Here is a 14,955-nt window from a genome sequence, read left to right on the forward strand (position 1 = left end):
GTCATGGTGACAGGATTACTTGAAAGATGGCGGCGCGGCCCAATCTCTTTCCCAGGAAAAGACCCATGCAGGACGACCCAATTCCCTTCGTCAGATTTCCGAACGGCGCGGAAGTGCCGGCGCTCGGCCAGGGAACCTGGGCGATGGGCGAGGATGCCGGCCATGCCAGGGCCGAGATCGAAAGCCTCAAGGCCGGCATCGATCTGGGGATGACACTGATCGACACCGCCGAAATGTATGGCGACGGCGGCGCCGAGGAGATCGTCGCTCAGGCGATCAAGGGACGGCGCGACGAGGTTTTCATCGTCAGCAAGGTCTATCCCTGGAATGCCAGCCTGAAAGGCACAATCGAAGCCTGCGAGCACAGCCTGGAGCGGCTCGGCACCGACCGCATCGATCTTTATCTCCTGCACTGGCGCGGGAGCCATCCGCTGGCCGAGACCGTCGCGGCCTTCGAAATGCTGAAGGCCGCCGGAAAGATCGGCGCCTGGGGCGTCTCCAACTTCGACACCGGCGACATGGAGGAACTGCTAGCCGTGCCCGACGGTGCCAATGTCGCCGCCAATCAGGTGCTCTACAACCTCTCCCGCCGCGGCATCGAATTCGACCTCCTGCCCTGGTGCCAGAACCGCGGCATTCCGGTCATGGCCTATTCGCCGATCGAGCAGGGGCACATCCTGCATCATCCCGAGCTGATCCGCATCGCCAAGGCCTATCAGGCAACACCCGCCCAGTTGGCGCTCGCCTTCCTGCTGGAACGCGACGGCGTCATCGTCATCCCGAAAACGTCGAATGCCGCCCGCGCGGCTGAGAATCGCGACTGCGTCTCGCTTGAGATCACCGACGTGGATTGGCAGGCGCTCGACGCCGCCTTCCCGCCGCCGGCAAAGAAAAAGCCGCTGGAGATGCTCTGACCTCCAGCGGCTTTCAGCACTGTTGTGGTGCGTGCCCGGCTCACATGCCCTGCGCGCCGCGGTTCATCGCGGCGATGCCGGTGCGGCAGACCTCGATCAGGCCGAGCGGCTTCATGATCGCCACGAACTGGTCGATCTTGGACGACTTGCCGGTGATCTCAAGGATGAAGTGACCGACGGTCGCATCCACGACCTTGGCGTGGAAGGCATCGGCAAGGCGCAGCGTCTCGGCGCGCATCTCGCCCTCGCCGATCACTTTGACCAGCGCCACCTCGCGCTCGATCGGCCGGTCCTGGCCGAGTTCGCGGGCGCGCACCGTCAGATCGACGACGCGGTGCACCGGTACGATACGCTCGAGTTGCGCCTTGATCTGTTCCAGCACGTGCGGTGTGCCGCGTGTGACGATGGTGATGCGGGAAAGATGCGCCTGATGCTCGGTCTCGGAGACCGTCAGGCTCTCGATATTGTAGCCGCGACCGGAAAACAGGCCGATGACCCGGGCAAGAACGCCCGGTTCGTTGTCGACGAGAATGGAAAGCGTATGGCTTTCGATCGCCGCCGTTTCCGGCGAGATGAAGTAAGCGGAGCCCGTGGGCTGTAGGTGTGCGTTCATGGTCTTGAGTTTCCTCTTCCCTGCCGCATAACCCCGAAATCGGAAAGGATTATGCGCAATTAAAAATGTCAGACGAGCGCGCGGCCCTTGGCGTCGATCGCATTGGCGACCGCTTCGTCGGTGGCTTCATCAGGCAGCAGCATTTCATTATGCGCCTTGCCCGAGGGGATCATCGGGAAGCAGTTGGCGAGATTGGCAACTCGGCAATCGAAGATGACCGGTTTCCTGACCTCGATCATCTCGACAATGGCGTCGTCCAGCTCATCCGGCTTTTCGCAGCGCAGGCCGACGGCGCCGTAGGCTTCCGCCAGCTTGACGAAATCGGGCATCGCCTCCGTATAGGAGTTCGACAGCCGGTTGCCGTGCAACAACTGCTGCCACTGGCGCACCATGCCCATATACTGGTTGTTCATGATGAAGATCTTGATCGGCGCATCGTGCTGGATCGCCGCCGACATTTCCTGGATGCACATCTGGATCGAGGCATCGCCGGCAATGTCGATGACGAGGCTGTCGGGATGGGCGATCTGCACGCCGAGCGCGGCCGGCAGGCCGTAGCCCATCGTACCGAGGCCGCCCGAAGTCATCCAGCGGTTAGGCTGCTCGAAGCCGAAGAACTGCGCCGCCCACATCTGATGCTGACCGACTTCCGTGGTGATGTAGGTATCGCGGTCCTTGGTATGCGCATAGAGCCGCTCCAGCGCATATTGCGGCATGATGACATCGTTGCTCCTTGTGTAGGCGAAGGAGTTGCGCGCCCGCCAGCGGGCGATATCGGTCCACCAGTCTTCGAGACGGTTCTTCTCCGGCTTCTTCGGCAGCGCCCGCCACAAGCGGACCATATCTTCGAGGACATGACCGACATCACCGCGGATGCCGATATCGACCCGGACATTCTTGTTGATCGAAGAGGGATCGACATCGATATGGATCTTCTTCGAGTTCGGCGAAAAGGCGTTGAGGCGGCCAGTGATGCGGTCGTCGAAGCGAGCGCCGATGCAGACCATGACGTCGCAGTCGTGCATCGCCATGTTGGCCTCGTAGGAGCCGTGCATGCCGAGCATCTTCAGCCAGTTTTTGCCCGAAGCCGGATAGGCGCCGAGGCCCATCAGCGTCGAGGTGATCGGGAAATCGGTGAGCTCGACCAGTTCGCGCAGCAGCTTGGAAGCCTCGGGGCCGGAATTGATGACGCCGCCGCCGGAATAGATGATCGGACGACGCGCTGTCGCCATCAGCTCGATCGCCGCATGGATCTGGTTGAGGTCGCCCTGGATCTTCGGCTGATAGCTCTTCTGGATCGCGTAATCGGCGGGCGGCGTGTAGGTGCCGGTGGCAAACTGCACGTCTTTCGGAATATCGACGACGACCGGACCCGGACGGCCGGACTGGGCGATGCGGAAGGCCTCGTGAATAACAGCAGCGAGCTGGTTGACGTCCTTGACCAGCCAGTTGTGCTTGGTGCAGGGCCTGGTGATGCCGACCGTGTCGCATTCTTGGAAGGCGTCGGAGCCGATCAGCGGCGTCGGAACCTGACCGGTCAGGCAGACGAGCGGGATCGAATCCATCAGCGCGTCCTGCAGCGGCGTGACTGCATTGGTGGCGCCTGGACCCGAGGTGACCAGCATGACGCCGACCTTGCCGGTGGAGCGGGCATAACCCTCGGCCGCATGACCTGCCCCCTGCTCGTGGCGGACGAGGATGTGCTTGACCTCTTCCTGCTGGAAGATCTCGTCATAGATCGGCAGGACCGCGCCGCCGGGATAGCCGAAGATATGTTCGACGCCGTTGTCCTTCAGCGCCTTGAGAACGATCTCCGCTCCCGTCATCCGATTGCCTGCCGCCTGATTGTCCGTGCTCATCTGTCTGTTCCGTTTATGCTGGGATTTGCGTTTGTGGCCGGAAGCCCGAATTTCGGGCATAAAAAAAGGCCCCGGAGGAGCCTGTCATCTAGCGCATGGGTGGCTACCGCCGGATGGTTACACCATCCTGCCCATGCGCTTTCCCACCACGATAAGAGCCGTTGCGATTTTCATGGTCGGAAGTGATAGACAGAAAATTTCGCAGCGTCAACGCATGCCGCAATAAAAATCCATGCGCGCTCCTTTACCCTCTAAAAACCATGGTTTGAAGGATTTGTTAAAGGATGGACTTTATTATCAAGCCCCATTGCAGGGAGTAGCCCTTTGCTCAACAACGACTTGCGCGTGTCTGGCAAGGCAGGCGAGCACGATCGACGCGACGGCCATGCGCCGGGAAATCGCTTTCTCGGCCGCGTCGTTGCCTGCAGCGGCTCGCGGGCGACGATTGCCGCCGTCGCCGAAGAAGGCGGCACCGATCTGACCGAACTCTGGTCCGTCGGGCGGCTGATTTCGATCAGCGTCGGCCGCAACCGCGTCGTTGCCCTCGTCTATCAGATGAACACCGGCAGCCATGCCTGGGGCGAAGGCGAGGACAACAATTTCAAGATCGAAACCGAACTGCTCGGCGAAGTCCGTGTCGATGAGGACGGCCGCGAGGAATTCTCGACCGGCATTTCGCGTTATCCCTATCTCGGCGCTATCGCCCACCGCATCCGCGCCGCCGATTTGATGCGCATCTATGATGCCGGAGAAGGCACGACCGCCGTCATCGGCAAGCTGACCCAGGACGAAAGCATTGATGCGGCGATCCACATCCCATCGATGCTCTCCAAGCATTTCGCCGTTGTCGGCTCCACCGGCGTCGGCAAGTCGACCGCCGTGTCGCTGCTGCTGCATAAGGCGATCGCGGCGGATCCGAAACTGCGTGTTCTGATCCTCGATCCGCATAACGAATTCGCCGCCGCCTTTCCCAAGCACGCCGTCACAATCGATACCGATACGCTCGACCTGCCCTTCTGGCTGATGCGGCTGGAAGAATTTGCCGAAGTCGTCTTTCGCGGCCGCCCGCCGGTGCCGGAAGAGCTCGACATGCTGCGCGATATCCTGCCCGAGGCCAAGCGCGCCTTCCGCGGCAGCGACAACTCGTTGGTACGCCGCACGACGGAAAAGAGCTCGATCACCGCCGATACGCCGGTTCCCTACCGCATGGCCGACCTGCTGGCGCTGATCGACGAGCGCATCGGCCGCCTGGAAGGTCGCACCGAAAAGCCCTCCCTGCGTTCGCTGAAGATGCGCCTGATCGCTGCGATCAACGATCCGCGTTATCACTTCATGTTCTCCAACAACACGATCAGCGACACGATCACCGAGACCATTGCGCAGATCTTCCGCATTCCTGGCGAAAACCGGCCGATCTGTACCTTCCAGCTGGCCGGCATTCCCTCCGAGGTGGTCAATTCCGTCGCCTCAGTGCTCTGCCGCATGGCCTTCGAGGTGGCGCTCTGGAGCGACGGCGCCATCCACATGCTCGTCGTCTGCGAGGAAGCCCACCGTTACATCCCTTCCGATCCGACGCTCGGCTTCGTGCCAACGCGCCAGGCGATCGCCCGCATCGCCAAGGAAGGCCGCAAATATGGCGTCTCGCTGGGGATCATCACGCAGCGGCCGGGCGAACTCGATCAGACGATCCTGTCGCAGTGCTCGACGCTCTTTGCCATGCGCCTCGCCAACGACCGCGACCAGGAAATCATCCGCTCGGCGATCCCGAATTCGTCGATCTCGACGACGAGCTTCATCTCTTCGATCGGCAACGGCGAGGCGATTGCTTTCGGCGAGGCGATCAGCGTGCCGATGCGCATGCGCTTTTCCCGCGTCGACGAAAAACTGTTACCGAAGGCTGCCAGCGCCAACAGCAAGCACAGCGAGGAAGATCCGGATACGGTCGATCTGCGCAAGATCGTCACCCGCATGCGCGCAGTCACCGTTGGACCCGACATTTCGAATTTCCAACAGAGCTATGCGGCCTCAGCGGCAGCCCTCGACGAGGTTGATGCGGCCGACGAGGAAATCGACGCAAAGCCGAATACTCCGCCTGCCCCCTCGTCCGCGCCGCTCGAATCCTACCGGCGCGAACTGCTGCCGCAGACCCCACGGCTCGACCCCGCCGCGCCGCCGGCGACCGATCCCCGGCTGGACGCGCTCCGCCGCGAGATGCGCCGCGAGGAACCGGTCTTTCCGCGGCCGGCGCCTCCGGCCGATCAGCCCGCGGTCACCCGCCGGGAGCCTGGCCCGTCGCTGCGCGAAAGCATTCTGAAAAAGCCGCTGAGCAGCCTTTACAACAAGGATTGATGCTCCAAAGCCGTGAGCGGCTCGGTAACGTCGAGCACACGCTGCCGCTCCGTCGGAGCGAGCGGCAAGAGCGGCCGCGGCAGCTCTGATTGGGCCGACAAAACATGCTCGACCAGCGTATAGACCACACGGATGCTTCCGAATTCCTTGAACATCTTCCAAAGCGGCTCAAGCAGCCCATCGAGCCTGCGCGCCTCATTGCGGTCGCCTGCCATCGCAGCCTTGGTCAGGGCAAGGGCCGTGCGAGGCAGCAAGCCGCCGACGACGCTGTACCAGGCATCGGCGCCTGAGAGCAGCGCTTCGGCCCCGCCCCAATCGCCGCTATAGCCGATCGCAAGATCGGTCTTCCCGCGCAATGCCGCAAGTTCCCCCCGCACATCGCCGTCGGCCGGCAGAGGCATCTTCACCGCCCGGATCGCCTCGATGTCGGAAAGGCGCTGCAGAAGCTCACGGCTGAAGGTGAAGTGGGTGGTGCCAGGATTATTGTAGATGCAGAGCGGCAGCGGCGCCGCTTTGGTGACCGCGAGGAAGTGCTGGTAGGCTTCTTCCTGGGTCAGCGGCGTATAGGATACGGGCGCCAGCAGAAGCGCATCCGCGCCGGCCGCCTCGGCATTCCTGGCCAGATCCTGGGCGTGGTCCGTCCGGAGAGCCCCGACCCCGACGACGATGGGAACACGTCCTTTAACGCATTCGACCGCCGCCTTGACGGCACGCAGCCGCTCCTCGCGCGTGAGGTAGGCATAGATGCCGGTGCTGCCGAGAAGGCCGATGGAGGTGACGCCGGCGTCACACAGAGGCTCGAGAAGGCGGCAGAGGGCTTCCGTGACCACCCGGCCATTGATGTCGGCGGGCGTTAGCGGAAAGGCCGAAAGGCCATGAAACGGAGACACTGAAGACATGATACGATCCTGAAAAGCGGTCAGTGGGAGAACAGCAGGCGCGATCCGGCACCCGCAAAGAACACGGCGAGGCTTCCCTCGATCCAGCGGCGCGCCCGCGCATAGCCGCGCACCATCGGCGCCGTCGAGAACAGCAGCGCATAACCGGAAAATATCGCGATCCCGAGAAGCACGCAGCCGCCGAACGCGGTGACGGCCATCTCGGGCGAAGCGCCAGGCTTGAGGCCGAGCGACATGATCGCCACCCAGGCCAGAACCGCCTTCGGGTTTCCGAGATGCATCAGAATACCGCGGCGATACAGTGCTCCGAGTTGCGCGGCGGGCCGGACGACCACGCTTGCCGATCTATCCGGGGCAGCCGCCGAGCGAGCCGCCCTCCAGGCGAGCCAAAGGAGGTAAAGCCCACCTATGACCTTGAGGATGAGCAGAGCATGAGCATAGCGGACAAGGAGCGTCGAAATGCCCGTGACCGCGATCAGTCCCCAGCACGTGGACATCGTAATGACCCCGGCGGCAAGCGCCAAAGCCGGTCGCCGCCCTTGGCTCATCGCCACGTTCATGATCGCCATATTGCTGGGGCCGGGACTGCCGGCCGCGATGACATAGGCGATATAGACGACGAGGAGATCCTGCATTTCCATTTTCCGGAAGCATCCAATTCGCTTCCTTCTCCGCGCAAATTGGTCCATCTTGAAGCGCCATTTTCAAAAATATTCATGGACCACTTTACAATGCCCAAACGGCGCAGCACCATCGAAATCCCGTCGCTCAACGCGATCGACCGAACGGTCAATGTCGGCCGCCACCTGGCCCAAGCTCTGCGGAGCGCAATCTCGCGCGGCGAACTGAGGCCCGGTGAGCGCCTCCCTTCGACGCGTTCCCTCGCGGTTTCCTTGAAGATCGCCCGCGGCACCGTCGTCGACGTATTCGATCAGCTGACCGCTGAGGGCTATCTCGAAGCGAAGATCGGCGCCGGAACCCGGGTCGCCGCCGCTCTGACAGATACGACAACAACACCCCTGCCCGCACCGGCGATGCCGTCGGGAGCGGATGCCATCGACCTGCCTTCCCCGGCGGTGCGGCTCATCGCCATAGCCCGCGCGCTCACCCCTCACCCGCCCATTCCCTTTGCCATCGCCGTCCCTGCTGCCGGCATCGCGCCCGACGACAACTGGCGCCGCCTCGGCAATCGCGTACGCACGTCGAAACAGGCAGCTCCCGCGAGCTATCAAGATCCGATGGGCCTGTTCGAGCTGCGGGTCGCCATTGCCGAACACGTCCGACGCGCGCGGGCCGTTCGCTGCGAGCCGGAACAGGTCATCATCACGTCGGGCACCCAGCAAGGCCTCTATATGGCGGGCCGGGTCCTGCTGTCGCGCGACGATCCGGTCTGGGCCGAGGACCCGGCCTATCCGGGGCTGACGGCGGTGCTCGACGATCTCGGCGTCAAGACGCACCGCATCCCGGTCGACGCACAGGGAATGAACGTCGAACGCGGCTTCGAACTCTGCCCGCAAGCGCGCGCCGCCTTCGTCACCCCCTCACATCAATATCCGGTCGGCATGCCGCTCAGCATGGCGCGGCGCAATGCCTTGATTGCCTGGGCCGATCGGAACCGCGCCTGGATCGTCGAGGACGATTATGACAGCGAGCTGCGTTATGCCGGACATCCGTTCCCCTCGATGCAGGGCTTGCGTCCCTCCCGCGTCGTCTATCTCGGCACCTTCAGCAAGGTGCTCTTTCCATCACTGCGCCTCGGCTACGTCATCGCACCTCCTCCGCTCGCAGAAGCCTTTGCGGGCGCCCGCGCCATTCTCGACCGGCACGCGCCGACCGCAGAACAGCACGTTCTGGCCGCCTACATGAGGGAGGGTTATTTCGAAGCGCATATCCGCCGCATTCGCGGCCTCTATGCCGAACGCCGCGCAGTCCTGCTCGCAACGCTCGAGCGGGCCTTGCCGGACGGCTGCCGCATTCAGCCGAGTGATCAGGGCATGCACATTCTTCTATGGCTGCCCGAGGGGACCGACGACGTAAAGCTCGCAGCCCGTGCCCTGTCGGCCGGCCTCGCGGTTCGCGCGATCTCCCCGATGTATGCCGCGCAGGCGGCGCCCCCCGGCCTGATGCTGGGCTTCGGCGGATTTCTGCCGGAGCACTTACAGGCGGCGGTTGGCAAACTCGTCAAATTGCTGGAGCTGCAGATCTTCGGAGTGGAAGTCCAACGCTGAGCCTAAGCCGTCAGCCGTTCCCAGCTGTCGTCCATCTGGTTGCGGAACCATGTCATTTGCCGCTTGGCATATTGCCGCGTCGCCGCAGCACCCTTCTCCAGCACCTCGTCACGGGTCATCCCGCCCTTCAGCATCGCCGCGATCTGCGAGACTCCGATCGCCTTCATCACAGGCGCCTCGGCCGGCAGGTCGAGCGCAAGCAGCGCCCTCACCTCGCCTTCCGCGCCTTGGTCCAGCATCTTTTCGAAACGCCCGTTGATGCGCTGATGCAGCACCGCTCGGTCCGGCAGCACGACGATCTTGCGAGCCTGGGCAGCGTCGATCACCACCGGTCCCGACCGGCCCTGGAAATCGGCGATCGACCGTCCCGTCGCCTTGAACACTTCAAGCGCCCGGACGATGCGCTGCCCGTCCTGGCGGTTGAAACTGGCCGCCATGGCGGGATCAGCCTCAGCGAGCTCGGCATGAAGCCCTTCCGGCCCCTCCTCCAGCAGCCGCGCCCGCAACTCCTCCCGTAACGCCTCCGGTATCTCGGGCATATCGGAGAGCCCACCGGTCAGCGCCTTGAAATAAAGCCCGGTACCGCCGACGAAGACCGGCAGCCGGCCGGCGGCCCTGAGCGCCGGCAGCAGCGCCGAGACATCGCGCAGCCAGGTGCCGGTGGAATAGCCGGCGCCTGCCGGAACATGGCCGTAGAGATGATGCGGCACACCCTGCATTTCCTCTTTCGACGGGCGCGCGGTCAGCACCCGCAGCGTGTCGTACACCTGCATGCTGTCGGCGTTGACGACCGCGCCGTCATGGCGCTTTGCCAGTTCGACGGCGAGCGCGGACTTGCCGCTGGCGGTCGGCCCGGTTATCAGGATCGCGTTCACTGTGCTCAGAAGGTTTTCCATCATGGCTCTCGTTGCCACGCTTGTTGCCAATCCGTCAAATCCCGTGCTGACACCCAAGATCGCCGAACGGGCGGCCGAAGCGGTGAACGCTTCCGGCCTCTACTGGCTGGCAGACGGCATCGCTTGCGACATCGCACTGCGTGACGGCACGGATGCGCCCGCGGCGGAGGCCGATATTCTTGCCGTCATATCAGGCGCGCCGATCGACCTCGTCATCCAGGAGCAGGAGAGCCGCCGCAAGAAACTGCTGATCGCCGACATGGATTCGACGATGATCGGCCAGGAATGCATCGACGAACTTGCCGCCGAAGTCGGCCTGAAGGAGAAGGTCGCCGCGATCACCGCCCGCGCCATGAACGGCGAGATCGCCTTCGAGCCCGCTTTGCGTGAGCGCGTCGCCCTCTTGAAGGGCCTGCCGATATCGGTGGTCGACGAAGTGATCGCCAAGCGCATTACGCTGACGCCGGGCGGGCCGGAACTGATCGCCACCATGAAATCGAAAGGCCATTACACCGCCCTCGTCTCCGGCGGCTTCACCGTCTTCACCAGCCGCATCGCCGCCACCCTCGGCTTCGACGAGAACCGCGCCAACATGCTGCTCGAAGACGGCGGCATCCTCTCCGGCTTCGTCGCCGAACCGATCCTCGGCAAGCAGGCGAAGGTCGATGCGCTGAACGAAATTTCGGCTCAGCTCGGCATTTCGCCTGACGATGCGATCGCCGTCGGCGACGGCGCCAACGACCTCGGCATGCTGCACGTCGCCGGTGCCGGCGTCGCCCTCCACGCCAAGCCCGCCGTCGCCGCCGAGGCCCAGATGCGCATCAACCACGGCGACCTGACGGCGCTGCTCTACATCCAGGGGTATCGGAAGACGGATTTTGTAACGGGTTGAATGTTTAACTCACCATCTCCGAACGGTTGCTAAACCAAACACGGTCACAATCCGACGCGTCGGCATAAAAATTGGCGCGACGCTTACCCCAATCTCCTCATCCCTGTGCTCGTCACAGGGATGCAGCGCGCCCAAGTCCTTGGGCGCGGGACACCCCTTGCCTTCAAGAGCCTCATTCACCGCGCAGACGCGCGATGGCTGGATTCCTGTGACAAGCACAGGAATGACGGAGGAGAGGTTGAGCGAGAACAGAAAATGCGGCGGCTGACCGCGCCTTTCGCCTACTCCATCGGCACCGCCACAAACCGCAGATCGCCATTCGCCGATGCGATCATCAGCTGGGCGTTGCGGCGGCCTTCCTGCTTCAGCGACTTCACCTTGGCGGCGACCGCGTCCGGCGACTTCATGAACTCCTGCGCCACTTCGACGATCACATCGCCGGGCTTCAGCCCTTTTTCGGCCGAGGCGGAGCCGGGCGTCACCTCGGTCACGACGACACCGTCGACGCTCTCGGCAATGCCGAAAGCCTTGCGCGTCTCGGCGCTCAAAAGCGACAGCGACAGGCCGAGCACGTTCTTCGGCGTTGATGCATCCGGTGACACCTGGCCCTGGTGTTGGTCCGGCGTGGGCGCGCCTGGTGTCGGCTGGGCCTGATCGCCGGAATCCGGCTCGTCCATATCGTTGTTCTCGCCGGGATCCGGGGTGATAACGCCGTCATCCTGCGAACCGTCCGGCGCCGCGTCGCCGGATGCTGCCGCCTGATCGCTGTCTTCGAGCCGGCCGAGCTTCACCTTCACGGTCTGCTCCTTGCCGTCGCGCAGCACCACCACGTCGACTTCCTTGCCGACCGAGCTTTCCGCCACGACGCGCGGCAGATCGCGCATTTCGCCGACGGTCTTGCCGTCGAATTTCAAAATAACGTCGCCCGCCTTGATCGAACCGTCGTCGACAGGCCCACCCTTGATGACGCCGGCGACCAGCGCGCCCTTGGCGGTGTCAAGCCCGAGGCTGTCGGCGATATCGTCGGTCACCGGCTGGATGCGCACGCCGAGCCAGCCGCGCCGCGTCTCACCATATTCGCGCAATTGGTCGACGACGCCGGAGGCAAGCTCGGAGGGTACCGAGAAGCCGATACCGATCGAGCCGCCGCTCGGCGAAATGATCGCCGTGTTGATACCGATCACCTCACCCTTCATGTTGAAGAGCGGCCCGCCGGAATTGCCCTTGTTGATCGCGGCATCCGTCTGGATGAAATTGTCGTAAGGGCCGGCATTGATGTTGCGGCCGCGCCCGGAAATGATGCCGACCGTCACCGAACCGCCGAAGCCGAACGGATTGCCGATCGCCATCACCCAGTCGCCGATGCGCATCGTGCTGGAATCGCCGAATTTCACCGATTTCAGCGGCGCCTTCGGCTCGACTTTCAGCACCGAAAGATCGGTCTTCGTATCCGTGCCGATCAGCTTTGCCTTGAGCTTCGAACCATTGGCGAAATTGATCTCGATATCGTCGGCGCCCTCGATTACATGGTTGTTGGTGACGATATAGCCGGCCGGATCGATGACGAAGCCGGAGCCGAGCGAGCTGACATTGTGGTTCGGGCCATTGTTGCCCTGCTTCTTGTCGAAGAAGTCGTTGAAGAACTCCTGGAACGGCGAGCCGTCGGGCGCACGCGGCGCCGGGCCGACGCCCTCATCGTCCTTGACGTTCTGCGAGGTCGAGATGTTGACCACGGCGTCAAGCAGTCCCTCGGCCAGATCGGCGACCGAAGCCGGACCGTTGTTCGGGGCTGCGGCCTGAATTTGCGGTGCCTGCTGCGGTGCAACCGTTGCGGGCGGCGTGGGTGCAGGAGCAGCCGTTTCCGGGGTAGCCGGAGCGGGTGTAACAACTCCGGGCGCCGTCGTCTGCGGCGCGGTTTGCGCATAGGCGACCCCGTTGATGCCAGCATGCGCAAGAATTGCAGCGCTGGCCATAAGCGCGAGCGTTCGTCTGAAGGGCGAGCGATTCGTGGGGGCCATCAAGCTTCCTCATAAGGGGTAAATGCGCACATTGAGCACCAGCATAAGGCGGAATGATGGAGGGCGAAATCACCTTTTCGCGAAATCCCCGTGCAATATGACGGGCCCTCGCAAAAGCCTGATTATCTCGACCTTTCCACGAAAAAAGGGCCGGCACCCGGGCCGGCCCTTTCAGGATTGTCAGGATGCGAATGGCATCCCTCGGTATCAGTTCGCCGGCTGGGCGGGTGCTGCCGGAGCAGCCGCGCCGGGAATTGCCGGAGCCGGGCTTGTCGGCGCTTTCAGGGTGCCGGCGGCGTTGTCGAAATAGCGGAAGAATTCCGTATTCGGCGACAACACCAGCGTCGTGTCCTGCGATGAAAGCGCTGAAGAGTAGGCGGCCATCGAGCGATAGAACTCGAAGAAAGCCGGATCCTTGCTGAAAGCGTCGGCGAAGACACGGTTGCGTTCCGCATCGCCCTGACCGCGCAGGATTTCCGCATCGCGCTGGGCGCCCGCGGTGAACTCGACGACCTGGCGATCGGCGACGGCCCGGCGGCGCTGACCTTCTTCATTGCCCTCCGCGCGGATGCGCTCGGCTTCGGCCAGGCGTTCCGAACGCATGGCGTTGTAGGTGTTGGGCGCAACCTCGGGAGAAAGGTCGGTGCGGCGAATGCGAACGTCGTCGATATGCAGACCGAGATTTTCGGCATCCGTGCGCAGGTCGTCTCGGATTTCCAGCATCATCGCGACACGCTCTTCCGAGAGCGCGGCATTGTAGTCGCGCAGGCCGTAGACGCGGCGAAGCGATGAATCGAGCTGCGCCCTCAGCCGCGCTTCCGCGGCCTCGCGGTCACCCGAGACCGTTTCGCGGAAGCGGCGAACATCCGAGATGTTATAGATCACGAAGGCATCGACGTCGAAAGTCTGGCCGTCCTGAACCTGAACGCGGATATTGTCGAGATCGAGCCTCAGCGCCTGCTTTTCCACAAGCTGGACGCGGTCGGCATCCATGAAGCCGAAGGGCAGCTTGAAATAGATGCCGGGTTCGGTCTTGACCGACTGGATCTGGCCGAAGCGGACGACGATCGCCTGCTCGCGGGCATTCACCACGAAAATCGACGAATAGAGGCCGACCAGCACGATGGCGAGGATGAGGAGAATGATGGGAAGTCTGTTCGATGTCATGGTTCAACCTCCCTGCTGCGCCGGCTTGCCGAGCTCATTGAGCGGCAGATAGGGCAGCACGCCCTGCTTCTCGTCGATGATGACCTTCTTCGAGTTCTTCAGCACCTGCTCCATCGTTTCGATGAACAGCCGTTTGCGGGTTACTTCGGGCGCCTTCGAATATTCGTCGTTGATCGCGGTGAAGCGCTGCGCCTCGCCTTCGGCCTCCTTAACGACACGGTTCTTGTAGGCGGCTGCATCTTCACGGATTCGTGCCGCATCGCCTCGCGCCTGACCGAGCTTCTGGTTCGTGTAGCGGTTGGCATCTTCGATCGTGCTGTCGCGGTCTCGGCCGGCACGCTGCACTTCTTCGAAGGCATCGGCGACTTCGCGCGGCGGCGCCACGTTCTGGATCGTCACACCGGTCACGGTCACGCCGGCGCCATACCGGTTCATCGTATCCTGCACGATATTGAGCACATCCACTTCGATCGGCTGGCGATTGCTGCGGAAGGCGTCCTGCGCCGGACGACGCCCGACGATTTCGCGCATGGCGCTGTCGGAAACCTGCTGCAGGGTCTCTGCCGGATTTTCGACGTTGAACAGATAGGCCTTCGGATCGCTGACCGTGTAGAAGACCGCGAACTGCACGTTGATGACGCTCTTGTCGCTCGACAGCATCAGCCCGTTCGAAGACGATGCAGAGGTCGCTCCGATATTCAGCTGTTGCACGGTCACCTTGACGGTCTCGACGGATTCCAGCGGCCAGAGATGGAAATGCAGGCCGGGCATCGAAATCTCGTCCTTCGGCTTGCCGAACCGCAGCTCGACGCCGCGTTCGTCCGGCTGCACCACGTAGACGCACTGGATCAGCCAGAAAATGGCGACGACCGCCGCGACGATCACCGCCACGCCGCCGTTGAAACCGCCGGGAACGATGTTGCGCAGCTGGTCCTGGCCGCGCCGGATGATATCTTCCAGATCGGGCGGTCCGCCCTTGCCGCTGCCACCGCCCCGCGGGCGGTTCGGCCCTTGGCCCCATGGTCCCTGATTATTACCGCCGCCGCCGCCCCAAGGGCCGCCGCCGCCATTCTGATTGCTCCAGGGCATCAAAACCTCGTTGTTCGTTAAGTCTTCCACG

The 14,955-nt window shown here is 63.1% G+C and carries 12 protein-coding genes; 4 read left to right on the plus strand and 8 right to left on the minus strand.

Annotation, left to right across the window (positions count from 1 at the left end):
* Positions 1-65 precede the first annotated feature (65 nt).
* Positions 66-914 (plus strand): aldo/keto reductase, encoded by an 849-nt coding sequence (locus K6N12_RS28775; protein WP_097629312.1) that lies wholly within the window; start codon positions 66-68, stop codon positions 912-914.
* Positions 915-954: 40 nt separating this feature from the next.
* Here K6N12_RS28775 and ilvN read toward each other — a convergent pair whose 3' ends face one another.
* The gene (ilvN, locus tag K6N12_RS28780) at positions 955-1,527 is read right to left on the minus strand and encodes an acetolactate synthase small subunit (RefSeq protein ID WP_097629311.1); all 573 of its coding nucleotides are present in this window, start codon (positions 1,525-1,527) and stop codon (positions 955-957) included.
* 68 nt (positions 1,528-1,595) lie between these two features.
* Positions 1,596-3,386, minus strand: coding sequence for an acetolactate synthase 3 large subunit (locus tag K6N12_RS28785; RefSeq protein WP_097629310.1), 1,791 nt, complete (start codon positions 3,384-3,386; stop codon positions 1,596-1,598).
* 324 nt (positions 3,387-3,710) lie between these two features.
* Here K6N12_RS28785 and K6N12_RS28790 point away from each other — a divergent pair, with 324 nt between their 5' ends.
* Positions 3,711-5,735 carry an ATP-binding protein gene (locus K6N12_RS28790; protein ID WP_097629309.1) on the plus strand — a complete coding sequence of 675 codons (2,025 nt, stop codon included), beginning with the start codon at positions 3,711-3,713 and terminating at the stop codon, positions 5,733-5,735.
* On the opposite strand, the gene K6N12_RS28795 is transcribed toward K6N12_RS28790, so the two are convergent.
* Both K6N12_RS28795 and K6N12_RS28800 read right to left on the minus strand, forming a co-directional pair.
* Positions 5,720-6,634: a dihydrodipicolinate synthase family protein gene (locus tag K6N12_RS28795; protein WP_097629308.1), complete on the minus strand. Its 915-nt coding sequence runs from the start codon at positions 6,632-6,634 to the stop codon at positions 5,720-5,722. The two genes, K6N12_RS28790 and K6N12_RS28795, sit on opposite strands and share 16 nt — an antisense overlap.
* A 20-nt stretch (positions 6,635-6,654) precedes the next feature.
* On the minus strand, positions 6,655-7,269 hold the full coding sequence (locus K6N12_RS28800) for a LysE family translocator (RefSeq protein WP_097629307.1): 615 nt from the start codon (positions 7,267-7,269) through the stop codon (positions 6,655-6,657).
* A 96-nt stretch (positions 7,270-7,365) separates the two neighbouring features.
* Here K6N12_RS28800 and pdxR point away from each other — a divergent pair, with 96 nt between their 5' ends.
* Complete coding sequence (gene pdxR, locus K6N12_RS28805) at positions 7,366-8,862, plus strand: MocR-like pyridoxine biosynthesis transcription factor PdxR (protein WP_179867180.1); 1,497 nt, start codon at positions 7,366-7,368, stop codon at positions 8,860-8,862.
* Positions 8,863-8,864: 2 nt separating this feature from the next.
* Here pdxR and miaA read toward each other — a convergent pair whose 3' ends face one another.
* Complete coding sequence (gene miaA / locus K6N12_RS28810) at positions 8,865-9,761, minus strand: tRNA (adenosine(37)-N6)-dimethylallyltransferase MiaA (protein ID WP_179867183.1); 897 nt, start codon at positions 9,759-9,761, stop codon at positions 8,865-8,867.
* Here miaA and serB point away from each other — a divergent pair.
* Positions 9,760-10,650 carry a phosphoserine phosphatase SerB gene (gene serB, locus K6N12_RS28815; RefSeq protein WP_097629304.1) on the plus strand — a complete coding sequence of 297 codons (891 nt, stop codon included), beginning with the start codon at positions 9,760-9,762 and terminating at the stop codon, positions 10,648-10,650. The two genes, miaA and serB, sit on opposite strands and share 2 nt — an antisense overlap.
* A 281-nt stretch (positions 10,651-10,931) precedes the next feature.
* On the opposite strand, the gene K6N12_RS28820 is transcribed toward serB, so the two are convergent.
* From K6N12_RS28820 to hflK, 3 genes are all read right to left on the minus strand, one after another.
* Entirely contained in the window at positions 10,932-12,668 is a 1,737-nt protein-coding gene (locus K6N12_RS28820) for a Do family serine endopeptidase (protein ID WP_097629302.1), read from the minus strand.
* A gap of 207 nt (positions 12,669-12,875) precedes the next feature.
* Complete coding sequence (gene hflC, locus K6N12_RS28825) at positions 12,876-13,835, minus strand: protease modulator HflC (RefSeq protein WP_097629301.1); 960 nt, start codon at positions 13,833-13,835, stop codon at positions 12,876-12,878.
* Between the two features lie 3 nt (positions 13,836-13,838).
* Positions 13,839-14,924 (minus strand): FtsH protease activity modulator HflK, encoded by a 1,086-nt coding sequence (hflK, locus tag K6N12_RS28830; RefSeq protein WP_097629300.1) that lies wholly within the window; start codon positions 14,922-14,924, stop codon positions 13,839-13,841.
* Between the last annotated feature and the right edge of the window lie 31 nt (positions 14,925-14,955).

Source organism: Rhizobium redzepovicii (assembly GCF_019793435.1).
Taxonomy (GTDB): Bacteria; Pseudomonadota; Alphaproteobacteria; order Rhizobiales; family Rhizobiaceae; genus Rhizobium; species Rhizobium redzepovicii.

Excerpts from the sequence above, each read along its gene's own strand:
- K6N12_RS28775 (WP_097629312.1), top strand. The coding sequence starts at position 66 with ATGCAGGACGACCCAATTCCCTTCGTCAGATTTCCGAACGGCGCGGAA.
- ilvN (WP_097629311.1), bottom strand. The coding sequence starts at position 1,527 with ATGAACGCACACCTACAGCCCACGGGCTCCGCTTACTTCATCTCGCCG.
- K6N12_RS28785 (WP_097629310.1), bottom strand. The coding sequence starts at position 3,386 with ATGAGCACGGACAATCAGGCGGCAGGCAATCGGATGACGGGAGCGGAG.
- K6N12_RS28795 (WP_097629308.1), bottom strand. The coding sequence starts at position 6,634 with ATGTCTTCAGTGTCTCCGTTTCATGGCCTTTCGGCCTTTCCGCTAACG.
- K6N12_RS28800 (WP_097629307.1), bottom strand. The coding sequence starts at position 7,269 with ATGCAGGATCTCCTCGTCGTCTATATCGCCTATGTCATCGCGGCCGGC.
- pdxR (WP_179867180.1), top strand. The coding sequence starts at position 7,366 with ATGCCCAAACGGCGCAGCACCATCGAAATCCCGTCGCTCAACGCGATC.
- serB (WP_097629304.1), top strand. The coding sequence starts at position 9,760 with ATGGCTCTCGTTGCCACGCTTGTTGCCAATCCGTCAAATCCCGTGCTG.
- miaA (WP_179867183.1), bottom strand. The coding sequence starts at position 9,761 with ATGATGGAAAACCTTCTGAGCACAGTGAACGCGATCCTGATAACCGGG.
- K6N12_RS28820 (WP_097629302.1), bottom strand. The coding sequence starts at position 12,668 with ATGGCCCCCACGAATCGCTCGCCCTTCAGACGAACGCTCGCGCTTATG.
- hflC (WP_097629301.1), bottom strand. The coding sequence starts at position 13,835 with ATGACATCGAACAGACTTCCCATCATTCTCCTCATCCTCGCCATCGTG.
- hflK (WP_097629300.1), bottom strand. The coding sequence starts at position 14,924 with ATGCCCTGGAGCAATCAGAATGGCGGCGGCGGCCCTTGGGGCGGCGGC.